Origin of the sequence: Paenibacillus sp. FSL K6-1217 (genome assembly GCF_045040735.1) — a bacterium.
Classification (GTDB): Bacteria; Bacillota; Bacilli; order Paenibacillales; family Paenibacillaceae; genus Paenibacillus_AQ.
Genome location: NZ_CP150271.1, coordinates 3470564 through 3492282, shown reverse-complemented (window position 1 = coordinate 3492282; position 21719 = coordinate 3470564). Strand labels below are relative to the sequence as shown.

13 protein-coding genes, 7 tRNA genes and 3 rRNA genes are annotated in these 21719 nt (G+C 52.5%); 21 read left to right on the top strand and 2 right to left on the bottom strand.

Translation table 11 applies throughout. From position 1 onward, the window contains the following. The first annotated feature begins 11 nt into the window (after window positions 1–11). From obgE to MHH28_RS15255, 20 genes are all read left to right on the top strand, one after another. Entirely contained in the window at window positions 12–1319 is a 1308-nt protein-coding gene (obgE, locus tag MHH28_RS15350; RefSeq protein ID WP_405116329.1) for a GTPase ObgE, read from the top strand. Window positions 1320–1543: 224 nt separating this feature from the next. After that, the gene (locus MHH28_RS15345; RefSeq protein WP_405116327.1) at window positions 1544–2725 is read left to right on the top strand and encodes an SPFH domain-containing protein; all 1182 of its coding nucleotides are present in this window, start codon (window positions 1544–1546) and stop codon (window positions 2723–2725) included. Next, a complete protein-coding gene (locus tag MHH28_RS15340) occupies window positions 2722–3477 on the top strand; it encodes a hypothetical protein (protein WP_405116325.1) in 756 nt (251 codons plus the stop codon). Before MHH28_RS15345 ends, MHH28_RS15340 begins: the two co-directional genes overlap by 4 nt. A 15-nt stretch (window positions 3478–3492) precedes the next feature. After that, window positions 3493–4236, top strand: coding sequence for a hypothetical protein (locus MHH28_RS15335; protein WP_405116323.1), 744 nt, complete (start codon window positions 3493–3495; stop codon window positions 4234–4236). A 171-nt stretch (window positions 4237–4407) separates the two neighbouring features. Then, entirely contained in the window at window positions 4408–4845 is a 438-nt protein-coding gene (locus MHH28_RS15330) for an ACT domain-containing protein (RefSeq protein WP_036698990.1), read from the top strand. 8 nt (window positions 4846–4853) lie between these two features. Next, complete coding sequence (locus tag MHH28_RS15325; protein WP_405116321.1) at window positions 4854–6140, top strand: homoserine dehydrogenase; 1287 nt, start codon at window positions 4854–4856, stop codon at window positions 6138–6140. Window positions 6141–6203: 63 nt separating this feature from the next. Next, window positions 6204–7184, top strand: coding sequence for a homoserine kinase (gene thrB / locus MHH28_RS15320; RefSeq protein ID WP_405116318.1), 981 nt, complete (start codon window positions 6204–6206; stop codon window positions 7182–7184). Next, window positions 7181–8068: a prephenate dehydratase gene (gene pheA / locus MHH28_RS15315; protein ID WP_405116315.1), complete on the top strand. Its 888-nt coding sequence runs from the start codon at window positions 7181–7183 to the stop codon at window positions 8066–8068. Before thrB ends, pheA begins: the two co-directional genes overlap by 4 nt. Window positions 8069–8072: 4 nt before the next feature. Continuing rightward, window positions 8073–8954, top strand: coding sequence for a branched-chain-amino-acid transaminase (gene ilvE, locus MHH28_RS15310; RefSeq protein ID WP_405116313.1), 882 nt, complete (start codon window positions 8073–8075; stop codon window positions 8952–8954). 213 nt (window positions 8955–9167) lie between these two features. After that, a complete protein-coding gene (locus tag MHH28_RS15305; RefSeq protein ID WP_405116311.1) occupies window positions 9168–10709 on the top strand; it encodes a LysM peptidoglycan-binding domain-containing protein in 1542 nt (513 codons plus the stop codon). Between the two features lie 458 nt (window positions 10710–11167). Further along, window positions 11168–12729 (top strand): 16S ribosomal RNA (locus tag MHH28_RS15300). A gap of 265 nt (window positions 12730–12994) precedes the next feature. After that, window positions 12995–15919, top strand: a 23S ribosomal RNA gene (locus MHH28_RS15295). A gap of 217 nt (window positions 15920–16136) precedes the next feature. Further along, window positions 16137–16253, top strand: a 5S ribosomal RNA gene (gene rrf, locus MHH28_RS15290). The 16S, 23S and 5S rRNA genes sit together here with 7 tRNA genes alongside, the layout of an rRNA operon. A 340-nt stretch (window positions 16254–16593) precedes the next feature. Then, window positions 16594–16668, top strand: a tRNA-Glu gene (locus MHH28_RS15285). 87 nt (window positions 16669–16755) lie between these two features. Then, window positions 16756–16831, top strand: a tRNA-Val gene (locus MHH28_RS15280). Window positions 16832–16870: 39 nt separating this feature from the next. Then, window positions 16871–16944: transfer RNA gene (locus tag MHH28_RS15275), tRNA-Met, on the top strand. Window positions 16945–16950: 6 nt separating this feature from the next. Next, window positions 16951–17028 (top strand) — tRNA-Asp (locus tag MHH28_RS15270). Between the two features lie 32 nt (window positions 17029–17060). Continuing rightward, window positions 17061–17135: transfer RNA gene (locus tag MHH28_RS15265), tRNA-Gly, on the top strand. Between the two features lie 6 nt (window positions 17136–17141). After that, window positions 17142–17218: transfer RNA gene (locus MHH28_RS15260), tRNA-Arg, on the top strand. A 64-nt stretch (window positions 17219–17282) separates the two neighbouring features. Beyond that, window positions 17283–17361, top strand: a tRNA-Leu gene (locus tag MHH28_RS15255). A 185-nt stretch (window positions 17362–17546) separates the two neighbouring features. Here the strand turns inward: MHH28_RS15255 and MHH28_RS15250 are convergent. Then, window positions 17547–18494 (bottom strand): NAD(P)-dependent oxidoreductase, encoded by a 948-nt coding sequence (locus MHH28_RS15250; protein ID WP_405116309.1) that lies wholly within the window; start codon window positions 18492–18494, stop codon window positions 17547–17549. Window positions 18495–18634: 140 nt separating this feature from the next. Here MHH28_RS15250 and MHH28_RS15245 point away from each other — a divergent pair, with 140 nt between their 5' ends. Further along, a complete protein-coding gene (locus MHH28_RS15245; protein ID WP_405116307.1) occupies window positions 18635–19525 on the top strand; it encodes a LysR family transcriptional regulator in 891 nt (296 codons plus the stop codon). 75 nt (window positions 19526–19600) lie between these two features. Here the strand turns inward: MHH28_RS15245 and MHH28_RS15240 are convergent, their stop codons facing one another. After that, complete coding sequence (locus MHH28_RS15240) at window positions 19601–21592, bottom strand: beta-galactosidase trimerization domain-containing protein (protein WP_405116305.1); 1992 nt, start codon at window positions 21590–21592, stop codon at window positions 19601–19603. Window positions 21593–21719: the final 127 nt, after the last annotated feature.

Here is a 21719-nt window from a genome sequence, read left to right as displayed (position 1 = left end):
GGTGAACATTCATGTTCGTAGATAAGGCTAAGATTTATGTAAAAGGCGGAGACGGCGGAGATGGTCTTGTAGCGTTTCGCCGGGAGAAATATGTACCGGACGGCGGTCCTGCCGGCGGAGATGGCGGCCGCGGGGGAGATGTGATCTTCCGCGTGGATGAAGGCTTGCGGACCCTGATGGATTTCCGTTATCAGCGGCACTTCAAGGCCGATAAGGGAATTAAGGGACGCAACAAGAGCCAGCACGGGGCAAATGCAGAGCATATGATCGTACGGATTCCACCTGGAACCGTGTTGATTGATGATGATACCCAGGAGATCCTTGCGGATATGACCCGTCATGGTCAACAGGTTGTTGTGGCCAAGGGCGGCCGGGGCGGCCGGGGGAATACCCGGTTCGCCACAGCGAATAATACGGCGCCGGAGCTTGCCGAGAATGGTGAAGAGGGCCAGGAACGTTACATCGTCATGGAACTGAAGGTCATGGCAGATGTAGGCCTGGTGGGTTTCCCAAGTGTCGGCAAATCTACGCTGCTGTCGGTCGTGTCCGCGGCTCAGCCGAAGATCGGAGCGTACCATTTTACCACCATTACCCCGAATCTGGGTGTAGTTGATGTCGGAGACGGCCGCAGCTTCGTAATGGCGGATCTGCCTGGACTGATTGAAGGCGCTAGTGAAGGGGTGGGGCTTGGACATGAGTTCCTGCGCCATGTTGAACGCACGCGTATCATCATTCATGTCGTGGATATGTCCGGCTCGGAAGGCCGCGATCCTTTTGAAGACTGGGTACTGATTAACGATGAGCTGAAGCAGTACAATGCAGCGCTAATCGACCGTCCGCAGATTGTGGCGGCGAACAAGATGGATATGCCTGATTCGGAGGAGAACCTGGCTGCCTTCCGTGAGCGTGTCGCGGAGCTTCGCCCGGATCTTGAGATTATGCCGATCTCTTCCCTGACCCGTCAGGGAGTTCAAGAGCTGCTCTACCGTGCTACGGATATTCTGGACAGTATTCCTGTGGCTCCGGTGGTTGAAGAAGTAGCCGGCAAAGAGCGCAAGGTGTATAAGCTGGAAGAGGAAGACGATAACTCATTCACAATTACCCGTGACAACGAGGCCTTTGTAGTCAATAGTCCCCGGATCGAGCGGATGATCAAGCGGATGCAGCTAAGCACACATGATGCCATTCTTAGGCTGGCCCGTACTTTGCGTCACATGGGTGTCGATGCCGAACTGCGCAGACGCGGGGCTGTGGAAGGTACGATCGTGCGGATTGCTGACTTCGAATTCGAATTTGTCGAGAACAGCAGCTACTATTAATAGATACGTCAGGATACCGGCTGTATCTTCCGAGAGGGGGATGCGGCCTTTTTTGATGTATACAGGGACGCTTCACAGAGGGCATAGCCATTTCTACGAATAAAGTTTTCTTTATATATCCGGATTAATTTACTACAATCATTATATAAGGGACACGAAGTTGAATCCAAAGGGTGTAATCTGCGTATATCATACATACCTGTCAGGAAAGAGGGAATGGACAGATGGCAATTATTGAAGTAGTCAAATATGACGGGCCTCCGGGTGTCTTCGCCTGGAAGTATCCGAACCAGGAGCTGGGCACCTGGACACAGCTGATAGTGAATGAATCTCAGGAAGCGATTCTGTTCAAGGGCGGGCAGGCGCTGGATTCGTTCACAGCCGGACGGCACACTTTGAGCACAGCGAATATTCCGATTCTGTCGAATGTGGTGAATCTGCCGTTCGGCGGCAAGTCTCCGTTCACCGCAGAGATATGGTTTGTGAACAAGATGAACTCCATGAACGTCAAGTGGGGGACCAGTGCTCCGCTGCAGCTCCAGGATCCCAAGTACAAACTCATGGTGGCGGTCCGTGCTTTCGGGCAGTTTGGAGTGCGAATCGAAGATCCGCGCAAGTTCCTGCTGAAGCTGGTGGGGACGCTGCCGGTCTTCGATCAGGATACGATGATCAGTTATTTCCGCGGCCTGCTGATGTCCAACATCAATGAACTGATTTCTTCTTATCTGGTGCACAAAAAAATCAGCATTCTGGAGATCAACGCCTACGTGGTTGAGATATCCAAGCATATTCAGGGGCGCTTGTCCTCTTCGTTCCTGGATAGCGGTATTGAACTTAACAACTTTTATATTGACTCGATCAATATTCCCGATGATGATCCGGCAACCCTGCGCCTCAAGGAAGCCTTAGCCAAAAAAGCAGAGATGGACATTATCGGCTTCACCTACCAGCAGGAGCGGAGCTTCGATGCCATGGAGGAAGCGGCAGGCAATCCCGGCAATGTAGGCGCGGGCATGATGAATGCGGGCCTGGGACTCGGCATGGGCTTTGGGCTGGCCGGACCTGCGGCGGAGATAGCCACCCGTATGACCCGGAGCATGTCCCTGGACGGCAGTACAGTCAGCCAGCCGGCACCTGATCCTGCCGCTTCTAAATCTTGCCCGGACTGCGGAACCCATAATCCGGCAGATGCACGCTTCTGTACCGGCTGCGGACGCAGCCTGCAACCGGCACTCGCAGCGGAGAATGAGGTATGCCATAGCTGCGGCAAGGCGGTCATCCCCGGTGCCAGATTCTGTCCGCACTGCGGAGAAGGCCTGATCCTGAAGTGCACAGGCTGCGGGCATGAGCTGAAGCCCGGACAGAAGTTCTGCGCAGAGTGCGGCACCAGAGCGGCTAACGGGTGAACGGAGTGCAGAGCCAGAGGTCATTTACGGGTCTTGTCACTGTCCTTTATGCTGCTGTTCTGGCGGTTACTGCCGGTGCCTTCTTCACGCTGGGGTTCTCGGAATCGTTGCCGCGCTTCGTAGTGACTCTGCTCGCTGTTTGTATGGCAGAGACCGCAGTTTATGTATATTGTATGCTATGGCTGCGCCGCGCTGCTGAAGCGGGCCGGACTTCACCGGTATTCATCAGCGGGGCTGTGATTCTGGCCTTATATGTTACTGCGGTCCTTGCTTCGGCTATTCTGCTGGACTGGATTCTGGAACTGAGCCCGCTCTGGTATGCGGTAGAGCAGCTGGTTGTCCTGATTGCAGCAGCCATCGTGCTTGCGGCTACAGGGGCCTATGGCTGGAATGCCGCCTCGGGAGAACGCAGGGCTGCGGACGCTTCGCGGAGCCTGCGTACTCACATTCAGGAGCTGTATGAGATCAGAGTGATTGCAGGCACCTGGAAGCATCCTGAGGCGGGCAGGCTGATGGAGATGATCGGGGCGCTGGAGGAGAAATTCCGCTATAGTGATCCGGTATCGAGACCGGGATTGTATGCAACGGAAGACATCATTAGGCAGCAGATCTCCCTGCTGCATGACCATGTGGCTCTGCTGCTTGTCCTGAAGGAGCCGCCGGCCCGCTGGGACACGGAGACCGAGGAATTAACCGAGAGTATTGCCGGCACGCTCCGGCGGCGTAACCAGGAGCTGGCGGCGCTTAAATAGGAGGAATAGACAGCAATGGGGATAGGGAATCAGCTGGGGGGACTGTTGCCGGGCCGGGAAGGACAGCCCTCAGATAGTCTGCCTAAGTATGAGCGGACCACTTTTGATATTGTAACTATCGGTGCCGGATATCTGTTTATGCCGCTCGGACTTGTGCTTGCGCTGGTGCGCCTGCTGGGCACTCATTATAAAAATTACCGCAAGCCCGTCAATTACAGTCTGTTGTTCCATGTATTTGTAGGAGGATTCCTGCAAATGATGGGTGTTGTCGTAATTTCCATCTTCAGTGATGCGGGGATGGACACCACAACACTGATATCAGGTTTGATCTTCGTAGGTTTGGTGCTGCTCCTGCCCGCGGCTGTATTTGCCAGAAGCGCTGCCAAAGCCAGATTCCGCTTCTCGCAGCTCGCCAATCAGTATGTACATCTGATCACGGTGGAGAGAGTCCGCTATACCGGTAATCTGGCTGACCGCACCGGGCAGAGCGAAGGCGATGTGAACAGAGATCTCAACTATCTGCAAAAGTATGGAGTGCTGGCCTCCGGCCTGCTCTTCCATGAAGGAGCCGATACAATGCCGCAGAGTGCGGCAGGACAAGCTGCCTCGTCCCCCTTCTCGCCGCCTGCAAGGCAGACCGATCAGCAGCAGCGGCTTCCCAAGTCAGTGCGTTGTCCCGGCTGCGGGGCCCAGAATACGGTAGCTCCAGATCAGTCCACTAACTGTGATTACTGTGGGACGACCATTGCTTATAGCTGATCCTACAAGGCGGATATCATTTTTAATATTATTGCTGGTGAAGGCTGTTCCTCCTAGATGATAGAGGGACAGCCTTTTTCGCATGTTTGCAGAAAGTTATTGCCATAAAAGCCTTCAATCCCGTATAATGTCCACTATGTACATACAAAAGTCTTTGGGGTGAGGACGTTCGTGAAAGAACGCTATTATTTGGTCCGGGAGGACATATTGCCCGATGCGGTGCTGAAGACCATGCAGGTCAAACAGCTGCTGGAAGCAGGAGATGCCAAAACCGTACACGAGGGCGTGGAACAGGTCGGACTTAGCCGCAGTGCTTTTTATAAATACAAAGATGGGATACACTTAATTCATCAGCTGGAGCGCGAACGCATTGTGACGATCTCGATTGATCTGGAGCACGAGTCAGGCATGCTGTCCAAGGTGCTCGGTTCCGTGGCAGTCCACGGGGCGAATGTGCTGACGATCCATCAAAGTATCCCGCTGCAGGGGCGGGCTAACGTGGTGATCTCTGTCGAGATCTCCCATCTGAATGAAGAACTGGGCGATTTGCTGGACAGTCTGAAGGCGATTCCCGGTGTGAAGCGTGCGTTAATTATTGGTCAGGGGTGAGAATACGAATGAAGCCGGTTAGAGTAGGTCTGCTGGGTCTGGGAACTGTAGGTACGGGCGTTGTCCGTATTGTGGAAGGAAATCAGGAGGATTTGAGCAGCCAGGTTGGTTCGCCGATCCTGATTGAACGTATTGCCGTGAAGAATACCGAGAAGCCGCGTGATATCGAAGTGGACCCGTCCAAGATAACCGATGATCCGTGGGCAGTTATCCGTGACCCGGAGATTGATGTCATTGTTGAGGTCATGGGCGGAATCGCGGGGACGAAGGAATACATTCTGGAGGCGCTGGAGCGCGGCAAGCATATCGTAACCGCCAATAAGGACCTTATGGCCCTGCACGGGTCGGAGATTCTGGCGAAGGCGCAGGAGAAGCAGTGTGATGTGTTCTATGAGGCAAGTGTGGCGGGAGGCATTCCGATTATCCGCACGCTGATCGAAGGCTTTTCCTCGGATAAGATTATGAAGATTATGGGGATTGTGAACGGGACAACCAACTACATTCTCAGCAAAATGAGCCAGGAAGGCGCGTCTTACCTCGACGCACTGCAGGAAGCGCAGGAGTTGGGGTATGCCGAGTCTGATCCGACCTCCGATGTGGAGGGACTGGATGCGGCCCGCAAGATGGCCATTCTGGGTACGCTGGGCTTCCGGACCAATGTGGAGCTGAGCGATGTCAGTGTGAGCGGGATTTCCGGCGTCAGCAAGGAGGATATGGCTTTTGCCAAACGGCTGGGGTACGAGATGAAGCTGCTCGGGATTGCCGAACGCCAGGATGAAGCATTCAGCATTAGCGTCCAGCCTACGATGATCCGTATGAACCACCCGATTGCCTCCGTGAATGGCGTCTTTAATGCGGTGTATGTATATGGTGAGGCTGTAGGGGAGACGATGTTCTACGGTGCGGGGGCTGGGGCGATGCCTACGGCAACCTCGATTGTGGCGGATCTCGTGGCCGTCATCAAGAACCTGAAGCTGGGGGTCAACGGGCTCAAGCAGATTGTGCCGTATAAGCAGAAGAAGCTGAAGAGCGACGAAGATATTTATTACAAAAACTTCCTCCTGCTTCATGTCGATGACAAGGCCGGGGTACTTGCGAAGATCACCCAGGTGTTTGCCGAATATGATGTCAGCCTGGATTCTGTGGTACAGCAGGCCAATCCTAATAATCCGGACGCCGAAATTATCATTGTGACGCATAACGCCAGCAGGGCCAGTATGAACAAAGTGCTGCGCCATCTGGAGCAGCTGAATGTCATTCACCGCATCAAGAGCCATTATCGTGTAGAAGGCTAAACATCGCAGCGTCCTTGGAACACAGGGCTTGCGTGCAAATATAATGAAGGAGATTTACCCGCCATGAGTATGTACGGAAGGTCTAGAGTGAAGGTCCCTGCCAGCACCGCCAACCTCGGTCCGGGCTTCGATACGCTGGGCATGGCTCTGTCGCTGTATGCCTGGATTGAAATGGAGGAAGCGGCTGAAACCGTATTTCATCTGTATGGAGATGAGATGGCCGGAGTTCGCCGGGATAAAAGCAATCTGCTCTACAAGGTTGCCCAGATGGTATTTGCAGAGGCCGGGGTCCAGGTTCCGGAGCTGTCCATCTCCATGTATTCGGAAATCCCGCTGGCCCGCGGGCTTGGCAGCAGTGCTTCGGCCATTATTGGCGCCCTGGCTGCGGCGAATGCTATGATAGGTTCACCGCTCGGTCAGGCGAAGCTGTTCGATATGGCTACTGCAATCGAGAAACATCCTGATAATGTCGGAGCCTCGCTGTTCGGGGGAATTATTACGGCCGTATGGGATGGCGAGCATGCCGATTATATCCGGATCGAGCCGCCGCAGGAGCTGGAATTCCTGGTGGTCATTCCTGAATTCGAGCTGGAGACCGTCAAGGCCAGAGAGGCGCTGCCTGCGGAGGTTACGGTCAGCGATGCTGTCCACAACATCAGCCGTACCTCGCTGCTCACCGCAGCGTTAGCCGCAGGGCGGCTGGACCTGATTGGCACAGCCATGCAGGACCGGCTGCATCAGCCTTACCGTGCACCGCTGGTGCCGGGAATGGAGAAGCTGCTGGCTGAAGCTCCGGGCCACGGCGCGCTGGGGATTGCGCTTAGCGGTGCAGGCCCGACTCTGTTATGTATGGTGGACCGCAGCGAGCAGCGGAAGCAGGAGCTGGAGCTGTTTTTAACTGAGACCATGCAGGAGAACGGAATCTCTGCCCGTACTTTATGGCTGCCTCCTTGCACCACAGGTGTCACTGCGGAGCTGCTTGAAAGAAACGGGATGCAAAACGGATCATTTTTGGATATGATAAAAGGAGAATTACAGTCATGAAATCAATAGCGGTATTGCCTCAGGGCTCGGTCTCGCATGAAGCGCTGCTGCATCTATTTGGCGGTAATCCTGTTGGCATTAAGCATCATAAGCTGATATCCGATGTTTTTCTGTCCACGGCCGGCGGAGTTACTGATTACAGTGTAATTCCGATTGAGAATACGATTGAAGGCTCGGTCAGCCTGCATATTGACTGGCTCATTAATGAAGTGAATCTGCCGATGCAGGCGGAGTGGATTTTCCCGTCGGTGCAGAATCTGATCGGCAATCCCCAAGAATTCACGGATCAGAACGGGACTAAGGATTATTCAAAGATTGTCAAAATTCTGTCCCATCCGGTGGCGATGGCGCAATGCACGCAGTTCATCCGTAAGGCTGTGCCTTGGGCTGAGCTGGAGTCCGTGGGAAGCACCTCTGAAGCGGTGGAGATTGTGAAGGGCAATCCCGGCAAAGGCTGGGCTGCCATTGGTACCTCGCTCGGAGCGGCTACACACGGGCTGGAAGTAGTGGAACGCCAGATTACAGACCATAACAACAACTTCACGCGGTTTGTACTGGTTGGCCCGCAGAAGCTGGAGCTTCCGCAGAAGAGCAGCGGGGACAAGACGAGTATTCTTGTTACGCTGCCCGAGGATTTCCCTGGTGCGCTGCATCAGGTGCTGGCTGCTTTTGCCTGGCGTAAGCTGAACTTGTCCCGTATTGAATCACGGCCGACGAAGAAGAAGCTGGGTACTTATTATTTCTATATTGATGTGCTGGAACCGATTGAATCGGTACTGCTCCCGGGTGCGATTGAAGAGATCAAAGCCCTGGGCTGTCAGGTACGGATTCTGGGGTCCTATCCCACATACACCTATGAGGAAGAGAAAGCGGAGGTGCAGTAAGTTCATGGCTGAGCAATGGATCTATCTGGATGGACAACATGTAACGAAGGACAAGGCAATGGTGTCCGTATTCGATCACGGCTTTTTATATGGAGACGGAATCTTCGAAGGTATCCGTATCTATAACGGCAATATCTTCAAATGCAAGGAGCACCTGGACAGGCTGTATGATTCGGCGAAATCGATTATGCTCGACATTCCGCTGACCTATGATGAGATGCTGGAGGCCATGGCCGAGACGATCCGCCTGAACGAAATGCGGAACGGGTACATCCGGCTGATCGTATCACGCGGTCCCGGCAACCTGGGTCTTGATCCGCGCCGCTGCCCCGTTGCAAGTGTAATTATCATCGTAGAGCAGCTGGCCATTTACCCGGAGCAGGCTTATGTGAACGGCCTTCGTGCCGTGTCGGTCTCCCAGCGCCGCAATCTTCCGGATGCCCTGAATCCGAAGATCAAATCGCTGAACTATCTGAACAATATCTTGGTGAAGATTCAGTCGAACCTGGCGGAAGCCGATGAAGCGATCATGATGAATGCTCAAGGCTATGTAACCGAAGGCTCTGGCGATAATATCTTCATTATCAAAAGAGGGGTAGTCTACACACCGCCATGTTACCTGGGCGCTCTGGAAGGCATCACCCGTCTGGCGATCATTGAGCTGTGTGAGAAGCTTGGGCTGCCGCTTAAGGAAGAGCCGTTCACCATGCATGATGTCTATATTGCCGATGAAGTCTTCTTCACCGGAACAGCGGCAGAAGTAATTGCCGCCCGTGAGATCGACGGCAGAGTCATCGGTTCCGGCCAGGCCGGGCCAATCACGCTGCAATTGCTGGAAGAATTCCGCAATGTGGTTGATAAAGATGGCTACAAGGTTTGGGAATAGTCCAGTACATTCGCACGAGCCAATAGAGAAAAATCCTTTCATGCCAAGCATGGAAGGATTTTTTTTGCATATAGGGATGTCATTCGCCCATGGGCTGCATAAGATGTAGTAACGAAGGAGGCGGCTGTACCGCAACTACCGATCTGGAGGGCTAACATCCCTGAACCGGGGTGCAACGCCGATCAATAGATACTTTTAGGAGGTAAATGCTGCGTGAAAATACACATTGTAAAGCAAGGTGATTCGCTGTTTGCGTTATCACAGAAGTATGGAGTGCCGCTGCAAAAAATAGTTGAGGCCAACCCGCAAATCACCAATCCTGATGTGCTTGCGGTAGGAGACAAGGTTAAGATCCCGGCTGCGCCCGTAGCTCTGCCTGTGCCGGACAACAATGATATCTACTATAAGCATACAGTCAAGCAAGGCGATACCTTATGGAAGCTCTCGAAGGCTTGGGGCATTACACTCAAGGATATGATTGATGCCAACCCGCAGCTTAAGAATCCTAATGCACTAATGACAGGTGAGGTTGTGAATATCCCTAAGAAAGTTAGTACTTCTCCAATCCAGGCCCAATCCACCGCCCCGGTAAAAGCTAATACGACCCCCATTCAGGCACAGTCCGCTGCTCCGGCAGTAGTAGATAAAACAGCGATTGGCGGTAAAACCTACACCGGTGTCATCGAAAAACCGGCTCCGGCACCAGCAGAAGCGCCAGTTCCTGCTCCTGCGGCAGAAGCAATTCCTATTCCGTTATCCGTTCCTGCACCCAATAAAGCGCCGGAAGTCAAGCCGGTTCAGGAAGCCGTTCATGAGAAACAAAGCTTGTATGTGCAAATCTCTGTTCCTGCGCAGGAAGAGAAGTCCAAAGAAGTACATCATAAGACAGACGTTCAGCCCGCCTCCTGGGGGGAGGGTAAAGCCTCGCCATCGGAACAGAGCAGCGGTTATCCCGGTCTCAACGAGAATCCGTATTTCATGAATTATGCACCGGTGTATCCCATATATGAGCCAATGGCCAATATGGATATGAACAACATGAACAATATGAATAACATGAATATCGCTCCGGGTTATGCTCAGCCTGCTTCGTTCATGCCGGAATGTCCGCCGATCTATGCTCAGCCGGTTAATGCCTGTCAGGCAGAGCAATATCCCGGAGCGTGGTATCCTAATGCAGCGCCGGATTACAATAATGTGAATATGTCTGCAGTCAGTCCTGCCGGTGATAATGCTGCTTTTGCACCGCAGTACCAGAGCGAGCAGGTTAATCTTCCGTGGCCTTCCTGCGGATGCGGCGGAATGTCGATTCAGCCCTATCCGTATGAGCAGCCAATGTATAACGGGTATCCGGTGTATGGCATGCCGCAGATGGGAATGGTTGCCCCTTATGCGGCAGGAATGAATGGAATGCCTAACATGGTATCGCCGATGTATGAACAGCTTATGGTATCGAATATCCCGCCATATCCGGCTTATCCGGGCATGGAGAACTTTGCCCATAACCGCGTACCCGAGATTCAGAATCCTGAGCCTGTGGTGGAGGAAGCGGTAGAGCCTGATAAGGGGCAAGCTGAGACTACAGCAGCCAAAAAAGATTCAAAACCAGCAAATAACAAACAGGGTGCGTCAAAAGCGAAAACGTCCAGCCAGACCTCTTCCTCCAAGGATAAAGCTCACGCCAAACCGCGATCGAACTCTAACACGCGTCCAAGTGCAGCAGTTAAGAAGAGCGGTCCGTGGATTCCAAATTAAACAGTCCCGAATGGGCAGATTGCACATGCAGGTCCTGGATATAAGAGGGCTGCATGTGCTTTTTGTGTAAAGCAAGCAGGTACACAGCATTATATAGTTTATCTATGAAAGCCTATAGAACTACTACGAAAATGGTAAAAAAATACGGGTTGTTAGCAGCTAGTTAACATGATATATTGTATATCCAGTCGAAAGGCAGATGCCTTGCAAGAGGATTGGACATGCTACTCCTACGAATAAACATTTTACTTCATTAGAAAAAAATGTTGCATTCAGAAGGAGAAGATGTTATATTATAAAAGTTGCTGATGACGAGCTAATCGACGCCAACAACGAGCTTGATCTTTGAAAACTGAACAACGAGTGAGTGGGAAATCACTTCGGTGAGATCCAAAAATAGAGGATGTAACAATTCTCGTCAGATGTTTCAAAATGAGCAATCGCTCTTTCTAAATACCAATTTGGAGAGTTTGATCCTGGCTCAGGACGAACGCTGGCGGCGTGCCTAATACATGCAAGTCGAGCGGAGTCTAAAAGGAAGCTTGCTTCCTTTTAGACTTAGCGGCGGACGGGTGAGTAACACGTAGGCAACCTGCCCTCAAGCCTGGGATAACTACCGGAAACGGTAGCTAATACCGGATAATTTCTTTCTTCTCCTGAGGAGAGAATGAAAGGCGGAGCAATCTGCCGCTTGGGGATGGGCCTGCGGCGCATTAGCTAGTTGGTGGGGTAACGGCCCACCAAGGCGACGATGCGTAGCCGACCTGAGAGGGTGAACGGCCACACTGGGACTGAGACACGGCCCAGACTCCTACGGGAGGCAGCAGTAGGGAATCTTCCGCAATGGGCGCAAGCCTGACGGAGCAACGCCGCGTGAGTGATGAAGGTTTTCGGATCGTAAAGCTCTGTTGCCAGGGAAGAACGTCCGGTAGAGTAACTGCTACCGGAGTGACGGTACCTGAGAAGAAAGCCCCGGCTAACTACGTGCCAGCAGCCGCGGTAATACGTAGGGGGCAAGCGTTGTCCGGAATTATTGGGCGTAAAGCGCGCGCAGGCGGTTATTTAAGTCTGGTGTTTAAACCTTGGGCTCAACCTGAGGTCGCACTGGAAACTGGGTGACTTGAGTACAGAAGAGGAAAGTGGAATTCCACGTGTAGCGGTGAAATGCGTAGATATGTGGAGGAACACCAGTGGCGAAGGCGACTTTCTGGGCTGTAACTGACGCTGAGGCGCGAAAGCGTGGGGAGCAAACAGGATTAGATACCCTGGTAGTCCACGCCGTAAACGATGAGTGCTAGGTGTTAGGGGTTTCGATACCCTTGGTGCCGAAGTTAACACAGTAAGCACTCCGCCTGGGGAGTACGGTCGCAAGACTGAAACTCAAAGGAATTGACGGGGACCCGCACAAGCAGTGGAGTATGTGGTTTAATTCGAAGCAACGCGAAGAACCTTACCAGGTCTTGACATCCAACTAACGAAGCAGAGATGCATCAGGTGCCCTTTGGGGAAAGTTGAGACAGGTGGTGCATGGTTGTCGTCAGCTCGTGTCGTGAGATGTTGGGTTAAGTCCCGCAACGAGCGCAACCCTTGACTTTAGTTGCCAGCAGGTTGAGCTGGGCACTCTAGAGTGACTGCCGGTGACAAACCGGAGGAAGGTGGGGATGACGTCAAATCATCATGCCCCTTATGACCTGGGCTACACACGTACTACAATGGCCGGTACAACGGGAAGCGAAGCCGCGAGGTGGAGCCAATCCCAGCAAAGCCGGTCTCAGTTCGGATTGCAGGCTGCAACTCGCCTGCATGAAGTCGGAATTGCTAGTAATCGCGGATCAGCATGCCGCGGTGAATACGTTCCCGGGTCTTGTACACACCGCCCGTCACACCACGAGAAGTTTACAACACCCGAAGTCGGTGGGGTAACCCGCAAGGGAGCCAGCCGCCGAAGGTGGGGTAGATGATTGGGGTGAAGTCGTAACAAGGTAGCCGTATCGGAAGGTGCGGCTGGATCACCTCCTTTCTATGGAGAATCGTTTCCTGCAACGGAAACATTCAAATCGGAAGCTTTGCTTCCACAATGAACCCTTGGGTTCGAATACTCACTCGTTGGTCAGTTTTGAGAGCTCAAACTCTCAGTAAGACTTGATCCTTGAAAACTGGATACCGAAACGAATTTGCGTTTTAGAACATTCCTTTAAGCTGAACTTGTGTAAACAAGTTTGAAGTTTTTAGTAATACTGAGTGAAGGGTTTTGATTGTGCAAACAAGCAAAATACCGGAACGTTGGTTAAGCTACTAAGAGCACACGGAGGATGCCTAGGCGCCAGGAGCCGACGAAGGACGTGGCGAACAACGAAACTGCCTCGGGGAGCTGTAAGCAAGCTTTGATCCGGGGGTGTCCGAATGGGGAAACCCAGCTGTGGTAATTCGCAGTTACTCGTATCTGAATACATAGGATGCGTAGAGGCAGACCAGGGGAACTGAAACATCTAAGTACCCTGAGGAAGAGAAAACAATAGTGATTCCGTCAGTAGCGGCGAGCGAACGCGGAACAGCCTAAACCAAGGGGCTTGCCTCTTGGGGTTGTGGGACGTCTCACATGGAGTTACAAAGGAATACGGTAGGTGAAGAGGTCTGGAAAGGCCCGCGATAGAGGTAAAAGCCCTGTAGCCCAAACTGTGTTCCCTCCGAGACGGATCCCGAGTAGTGCGGGGCACGTGAAACCCCGTATGAATCCAGCAGGACCATCTGCTAAGGCTAAATACTACCTGGCGACCGATAGTGAAACAGTACCGTGAGGGAAAGGTGAAAAGCACCCCGGAAGGGGAGTGAAATAGAACCTGAAACCGTGTGCTTACAAAAAGTCAGAGCCCGTTTTAGGGGTGATGGCGTGCCTTTTGTAGAATGAACCGGCGAGTTACGTTTAACATGCAAGGTTAAGGTGAGAAGCCGGAGCCGCAGCGAAAGCGAGTCTGAATAGGGCGACTAAGTATGTGGACGTAGACCCGAAACCGTGTGATCTACCCCTGTCCAGGGTGAAGGTGCGGTAACACGCACTGGAGGCCCGAACCCACGCATGTTGAAAAATGCGGGGATGAGGTGGGGGTAGCGGAGAAATTCCAATCGAACTCGGAGATAGCTGGTTCTCCCCGAAATAGCTTTAGGGCTAGCCTCGGTGAATGGAGTGGTGGAGGTAGAGCACTGATTGGGTGCGGGGCCCGCAAGGGTTACCAAGCTCAGTCAAACTCCGAATGCCATTTACTTCTTGCCGGGAGTCAGACAGTGAGTGCTAAGATCCATTGTCAAAAGGGAAACAGCCCAGACCATCAGCTAAGGTCCCCAAGTGTGTGTTAAGTGGGAAAGGATGTGGAGTTGCACAGACAACCAGGATGTTGGCTTAGAAGCAGCCACCATTGAAAGAGTGCGTAATAGCTCACTGGTCGAGTGACTCTGCGCCGAAAATGTAACGGGGCTAAACACACCACCGAAGCTATGGCTAGATACTTTGTATCTGGGGTAGGGGAGCGTTGTATATACGTTGAAGGTGTACCGTAAGGAGCGCTGGAGAGTATACAAGTGAGAATGCCGGTATGAGTAACGAAAAGATCAGTGAGAATCTGATCCGCCGAAAGCCCAAGGTTTCCTGAGGAAGGCTCGTCCGCTCAGGGTAAGTCGGGACCTAAGGCGAGGCCGACAGGCGTAGTCGAAGGACAACAGTTTGAAATTACTGTACCACCGTAATCCGCTACGAGCGATGGGGTGACGCAGGAGGGTAGTGACGCGGACTGATGGATGTCCGTCTAAGCAGTGAGGCTGTTGTGCAGGCAAATCCGCACATCGTAAGGCTGGGCTGTGATGGGGAGCGAAAATTATAGTAGCGAAGGTCATGATCTCACACTGCCAAGAAAAGCCTCTAGCCAGGAGAAGGTGCCCGTACCGCAAACCGACACAGGTAGGCGAGAAGAGAATTCTAAGGCGCGCGGAAGAACTCTCGTTAAGGAACTCGGCAAAATGACCCCGTAACTTCGGGAGAAGGGGTGCCTCGGTAGGGTGAATAGCCCGAGGGGGCCGCAGTGAAAAGGCCCAAGCGACTGTTTAGCAAAAACACAGGTCTGTGCGAAGCCGCAAGGCGAAGTATACGGGCTGACGCCTGCCCGGTGCTGGAAGGTTAAGGGGAGCGGTTAGGAGCAATCCGAAGCTGTGAACCGAAGCCCCAGTAAACGGCGGCCGTAACTATAACGGTCCTAAGGTAGCGAAATTCCTTGTCAGGTAAATTCTGACCCGCACGAATGGCGTAACGACTTGGGCGCTGTCTCAACGAGAGATCCGGTGAAATTTTAATACCTGTGAAGATGCAGGTTACCCGCGACAAGACGGAAAGACCCCATGGAGCTTTACTGCAGCTTGATATTGAATTTGGGTACGATCTGTACAGGATAGGTGGGAGCCGGTGAGGCAGGAGCGCAAGCTTCTGCGGAGGCGCCGTTGGGATACCACCCTGATCGTATCTAGGTTCTAACCTGGTGCCCTTATCGGGTACGGGGACCGTGTCAGGCGGGCAGTTTGACTGGGGCGGTCGCCTCCTAAAGAGTAACGGAGGCGTTCAAAGGTTCCCTCAGAATGGTTGGAAATCATTCGCAGAGTGCAAAGGCATAAGGGAGCTTGACTGCGAGACCTACAAGTCGAGCAGGGACGAAAGTCGGACTTAGTGATCCGGTGGTACCGCATGGAAGGGCCATCGCTCAACGGATAAAAGCTACCCTGGGGATAACAGGCTTATCTCCCCCAAGAGTCCACATCGACGGGGAGGTTTGGCACCTCGATGTCGGCTCATCGCATCCTGGGGCTGAAGTAGGTCCCAAGGGTTGGGCTGTTCGCCCATTAAAGCGGTACGCGAGCTGGGTTCAGAACGTCGTGAGACAGTTCGGTCCCTATCTGTCGTGGGCGCAGGAAATTTGAGAGGAGCTGTCCTTAGTACGAGAGGACCGGGATGGACGTACCGCTGGTGCATCAGTTGTTCCGCCAGGAGCATGGCTGAGTAGCTACGTACGGACGGGATAAGCGCTGAAAGCATCTAAGCGTGAAGCCCCCTCAAGATGAGATTTCCCAGTATGTAAGACCCCTTGAAGACGACGAGGTAGATAGGTTGGAGGTGGAAGTGCAGCAATGCATGGAGCTGACCAATACTAATCGGTCGAGGGCTTATCCAAAAAAATACCCCAAAAAGTGAAGAAAAGGCTGACGAAGCCGATTCCGAATACTTTCCGGGGGCCCCGTAAGAAGGGCAAACGCAGATTCGTTTCGGATTCAGTTTTCAGGAATCAAGTTCTGATTCAGCAGGCTCTAGTAGCTTGATGAAGAGGATTTGATATTCAGCATTTGGCGATGCTGAGACCTGAATAATTGCATTTGCCCTGCAAGTGCACGTTTGGTGGCGATAGCGGAGGGGTTCCACACGTACCCATCCCGAACACGACCGTTAAGCCCTCCAGCGCCGATGGTACTTGGACCGAAGGGTCCTGGGAGAGTAGGACGTTGCCAAGCACGCAAGACCACTGTTGATTCTCAGACAGTGGTCTTTTTGTATGCTATTACTGATGTGTTTCATAGCAATCATGGGCAGACTTAAGAGGAAGGAAGAGAGACCGTCGTTTCTTATGGTCTGCTTCCTCAGAGACCTTGTACGTCAGGCTGGAGCGCCGTTGTGAAGCAAGAGGGCTCCAGGACCCCAATAAGGTGAAGCTGTGTCTTAGCGGGCTTGAGAGCAAGCTCTTTGTGTGTGATGCATATCCGGAATATATTGAAGAATAATATCATTTCTATTGCATTATTCTATTTTATTTGATATAATATCTTTTGTTGTCGAAAGAATGTTTGTTGATCTGGCTCGTTGGTCAAGGGGTTAAGACACCTCCCTTTCACGGAGGTAACATGGGTTCGAATCCCATACGAGTCACCATTCACTTCTTCAATCTCTAAAGCTGAAATAAATAATGGTTGTCTATCTCATGAAAATGTGTTATGATCATTAAGTTGCTTCTTCGATGGAGGCTTAGCTCAGCTGGGAGAGCATCTGCCTTACAAGCAGAGGGTCGGGGGTTCGAACCCCTCAGCCTCCACCATGCAGACTTTGCAAGCAATAAGAGAATATTTATTACTGACGCGGGGTGGAGCAGCCCGGTAGCTCGTCGGGCTCATAACCCGAAGGCCGCAGGTTCAAATCCTGCCCCCGCAATTATTTGGAACCGTGGTGTAGTTGGCCTAACATGCCTGCCTGTCACGCAGGAGATCGCGGGTTCGAATCCCGTCGGTTCCGCCATTTTTTTTGAAGCAGTTGAATACATACCGTGTGCGGACGTGGCTCAGCGGTAGAGCATCGCCTTGCCAAGGCGAGGGTCGCGGGTTCGATTCCCGTCGTCCGCTCCATATTTTGCGCCCTTAGCTCAGCTGGATAGAGCGTTTGACTACGAATCAAAAGGCCGGGAGTTCGAATCTCTCAGGGCGCGCCATTTTAACATCATCGAATAACTAACTAAAACTTAATTGTCCTTAGCGGATATATATCATATTAAAGCCGGCGTGGCGGAATGGCAGACGCGCTCGACTCAAAATCGAGTGGGAAACCATGAAGGTTCGAGTCCTCTCGCCGGTATGAAAAAAAGGTTTATGAATTGTATAAATACAATTCATAAACCTTTTTTAATTGTTAGGAAACTATAGTTTCCGTGTAATAAGGATAAGGCTACTCATGGTTAACACTGGGTGTCGTCAGAAAGCTGACGGATGGAAGAGTTAAAAGGATGGCACCGCCGTTTTCACTTGCACCTATCACCGGCACTATAATAACTGATTGAGCTTGCTTTGCGGCTCTTGCCCGTTCTGTACACGTTTTATATTATTTATGAAGAAATCATATCTTTTCTTGTGGAATTTTCGGCCGTCTGGCATTCCTGCGGTATGAGGAGTAAGAATTACATTACCCAGATTGCGGAGCTCGCTGTCTATAGGAAGCGGTTCAGATTCATAGACATCCAGGCATGCGCCTGAGATATCCCCGTTTTTTAACGCATTGATTAAGTCCCTTTCGTTGACAATTCCCCCGCGGGCGGTATTGATAAAAAGAGCCGTATTCTTCATTTTTTTAAATACTTCTTGGTTGATCAGATGTTTGGTTTGCTCCGTCAAGGGAACATGTACACTGATTATGTCCGAGTTACTTAGCAGAGTATCGAAATCGGTCATTTTTACAAAGTCGTCAGATGGGACTACAGCTTTTCTCGCATGAGCCAGCACATTCATATCAAAAACGCTGCAAAACGCTGCTACCTTTTTTCCGATAGCACCGAGCCCGATAATCCCTATGGTCTTGCCCTCTAATTCACTTCCTGTATAGTCCAATTGATGTTCATCCAGCCTGTTTTTCATGAAAGAATCAAGAAACGGTATGTTTTTATAATAAGACAATATGAATGCCATTACGTGCTCGGCCACGGCCTGTGCATTCACTCCTGCAGCATTGGCCACCCAAATGCCGAGCTGGGTACAGGCAGAGATATCGACATTATCAAAACCAGCACCGGTCTGTACCAATTGTAATTGTTTGGCGGCAGCAAGCAGGCTATGATCAACTTTGATATGTTCAGGAATTAGGACCTGGCAATCTTCGATGTGATGCAGCATTTCTTGTCCCGGCGGTACGATGACAACGTTCCAGTCTTGCGGAAAATACCCGGCAATATTTGATCGTGCAGTTTCATTAAAATGACCAACGATGAGAACCTTCATGGTTAAACCACCTTTTCTTAACCTGGACTATTTGACCCTTTATCTATGTTAATGATAATTTTAGATATAACGAATAATGTTGTAAAACGCAAATATTTTGTGAACTATATTAATATTTTCTATATATCGAGGGGGATTATATGTATTTTCCTGGGGTTGAAGCATTTTTAGCTATCGTACGGACCGGGAGTCTCAGTAAAGCGGCCGATCTGCTGCATCTGTCACAGGCTACGGTAAGTTACCGGTTAAAGACTTTGGAGCAGGAGATGGGGGGCCTGTTGGTGGAGCGGAGAAAAGGGGCACCCAAAATCAGCTTAACCCCAAAGGGGGAGAACTTTTTTAGCATTGCGGAAAGATGGGAGGCGCTCTGGCGGGAAACGCAAATCTTAAAGGCTAACGGTTCGCAGCTAAGTCTGGCCATAAGCGCTGCCGAAAGTATTAGTCACTTTGTTCTGCCTCCTGTGTATAGATTGCTTAATCAGCATACCCCGTCCATCCGGCTGCAGATTCGTACCCAGCATACTCAGGAGGCTTTCGATAGTATTGAGCGGCGTGAGATGGATGTGGCGTTTGTGGTGCGGGAGATTGTGTCGCCTAGTGTTACTGTTCAACCGTTTTTCTCGGAAGAGATGGTGCTGTTGCGCCTGGCTGTACCGGGGCGGCAGGCTGGAGATACGGTGGCAATGGAAGAGCTGGCGGCAGAGCACGAGGTATTCGTGAATTGGAATAGAGAGTTTCAATTCAGACATGACCAGTGGTGGGACCCGCTGTGCCCGTCCCGTGTTCATCTGGACACTGCGGGGCTCATCACTACTTTTTTGACCGATGCCCGGCAATGGACGATTGTTCCCGCTTCGATTGGTGTACATATGATGGGAATGGGAGAGTTTGTGCTTCAGAAGCTGGCGGTGTCGGTGCCTCCAAGAGTAGGCTATAAGGTAACTCATAAGTTTCCGAACCAGGCGTTACAAGAGCCCCTTCGGATTCTTGATCATTATCTGCAAGAGTGTTGCGGACTCCAGACCAAATAGGGCCTACCCTACATAAGCAGGAGCAGGCCTCTGAAAACTCAAGGTTAGGGATTCTATAACAGGAGGCAGGCCAAGCTACACCAGCTCAACCACTGCCATCTGGTGGTTCTCCAAATAAGGAATGGTATAGGTAATCCCGCCATCCGGGCTGAGCGTGAATGGCAGCTCTGTCATGGAAGGGGCCAGATAGACCCGATGGACGGGGCCGGGAGCCGGGAGCCGCAGGCTGACGGAAATATTATAGAGCGGCACGAGGTCCTCGATGACTTCAATCCGGCCCTTCAGGGCAGGAGCGGCGTAGAGCAGATGATTCACATAACGCTGCTCTGCCTGCTGATACTGCAGGGTCGTTATGCCGCGGGCCGGCAGATCCGTACGCAGTGACGGCTCAGGAAGCAGCTGTGACAGTGCATGCAGCACCAGTTCCTTCAGGATGAGAGAGCCGGATTCAGCGTATTCGCTGAATACCTCCCAGGCAATATAGATGCCGTTGCTGCTCAGGGCCATCCCCGGGCCATTATTCTCCTTGGCGCCCGGCGTGTGCTGATGGGAACAGAAGGTGAAGATATCACGGTTAAAATAAGGATTCTCCAGATGCCCCAGCGCCTGTCCTTGTCCTTCCTGCAATTCCACCAGCTGGCCTTCGCCGTACATGACAAAGGAAGCAGGCAATAGCGCCCCGGGAGTGAAATAGGGCTTGAAATATGCAGGCTGGTAGGGATTGGTGCCAAGCCAGGTGATTCCCAGGTCCAGGGCAAAAGCATCGCCAGCCAGGTTCAACCCGGAGCGGCCGGTAGCCAGCACTTTGCCGCCGCCCGCAGTGAAGCTCGCTATGGCATCAGCCAGCCCGGGCCACACGGATACCTCGTCCGGGAGAATCAGCACCTTGTAGGCGCTAAAATCGCTGAATGTATCTACGATATCATACAGGTAATGCCCTTCGGTCAGCATACGCACCGCTCCGGCGTCGGCCAGATTGCGCTCTCCCTTGAGTGCCTGCCCGCCGGGACACGCCTCCCGTGCCGCCTCCAGTGACAATACGGCAATGTCGGCCACAGCGGTTACCCCGCTGCACCATTCCTCCTTCGCTTCAACCTCACTGTAGGCAGCGCCGATTAAGGCGTAGGTCGCCTCATCCATCAGGCCGGAGGGATGGAGCTGGTCACCGATCGAGCATCTGGCGCCATGGGCGAGGCTAAGCGCGGTCTCGAACCGCAGTGCGTTCGGATGCTTATAGCCGCCGAATTCTCCCCATGAGGTATGGAATTTGCCGGTCATGCCGAGGAATTCCATGCCCAGCGTCTGGACGTACCGCGCAGACAGCGGGAAATGATCATAACCCCAGCCCCCGGTGGGCAGGGACTCCAGTTCCAGATGCGTGTTGACCTGCACAAGGTCACGGCGTCCCCGCTGCTGATGACCGTTGTTGTGGTAGACGGGAAGTCCGGGCTTCACGGCATCCAGAGTCTCCCGCACACGGCGGGCATAATTCAGGTAAGTCTGCTCGCCGAGGGCGATGACGGCGGCTTCATCCCGGGGGTCCTGACCCGCTGCCCGCAGTGCGGCAACGCAGTACTGGCAGCGGCATTTACGGACACCTACGATGTCCAGGAAGATGCCGTCGGCATCATACCTGGAGGCAGCTTCATGAATCTGGGCCAGCAGGATGTCGAGATAAGGCGTGTTCATACAGAACTCATGGTAACCCGGCGTCATGAAATCCTTCACCCACCGGGTCCGGTCCTCGGCATCACGGATCAGCCACTCCGGGTGGCGGCGGGCCAGTTTCTCGTCCAGGCCGGCCGATAAATACACCGGTGTGCGGACACCGATCTCATGGGCAGCCTCAATCATTTCACCCAGCAAGTCGAAGGTGAGCTCAGGGTGCATCTCATTGGCTTCACTGGGGTGATAGGCCCAGCCGTGGTGGCATTTGGAGAATACGGTGACCGAGTCTACATGACCTGTGCGCAGCATGGCCTGGAACTGGGCTCTGGAGAACTCCCGGCCAATGCCGGGAATGGCTTCTGAGGTATGGAAATCAAGATGAACCTGACGAAAACGCATGGATACACAGCCCCTTATGGAATGGAATGAAAAGAAGATTCCCAGTCACTGTACCTCTTTATTGCGGGATCAGCCAGTGTTAATATAGACTTTGAATAGCACAAAACCGACTTTGGACAGGAGGGGA

Coding starts and splice junctions, on each gene's coding strand:
- thrB (WP_405116318.1), top strand. CDS start 6,204: ATGAGTATGTACGGAAGGTCTAGAGTGAAGGTCCCTGCCAGCACCGCC.
- MHH28_RS15335 (WP_405116323.1), top strand. CDS start 3,493: ATGGGGATAGGGAATCAGCTGGGGGGACTGTTGCCGGGCCGGGAAGGA.
- obgE (WP_405116329.1), top strand. CDS start 12: ATGTTCGTAGATAAGGCTAAGATTTATGTAAAAGGCGGAGACGGCGGA.
- MHH28_RS15245 (WP_405116307.1), top strand. CDS start 18,635: ATGTATTTTCCTGGGGTTGAAGCATTTTTAGCTATCGTACGGACCGGG.
- pheA (WP_405116315.1), top strand. CDS start 7,181: ATGAAATCAATAGCGGTATTGCCTCAGGGCTCGGTCTCGCATGAAGCG.
- MHH28_RS15345 (WP_405116327.1), top strand. CDS start 1,544: ATGGCAATTATTGAAGTAGTCAAATATGACGGGCCTCCGGGTGTCTTC.
- ilvE (WP_405116313.1), top strand. CDS start 8,073: ATGGCTGAGCAATGGATCTATCTGGATGGACAACATGTAACGAAGGAC.
- MHH28_RS15325 (WP_405116321.1), top strand. CDS start 4,854: ATGAAGCCGGTTAGAGTAGGTCTGCTGGGTCTGGGAACTGTAGGTACG.
- MHH28_RS15250 (WP_405116309.1), bottom strand. CDS start 18,494: ATGAAGGTTCTCATCGTTGGTCATTTTAATGAAACTGCACGATCAAAT.
- MHH28_RS15240 (WP_405116305.1), bottom strand. CDS start 21,592: ATGCGTTTTCGTCAGGTTCATCTTGATTTCCATACCTCAGAAGCCATT.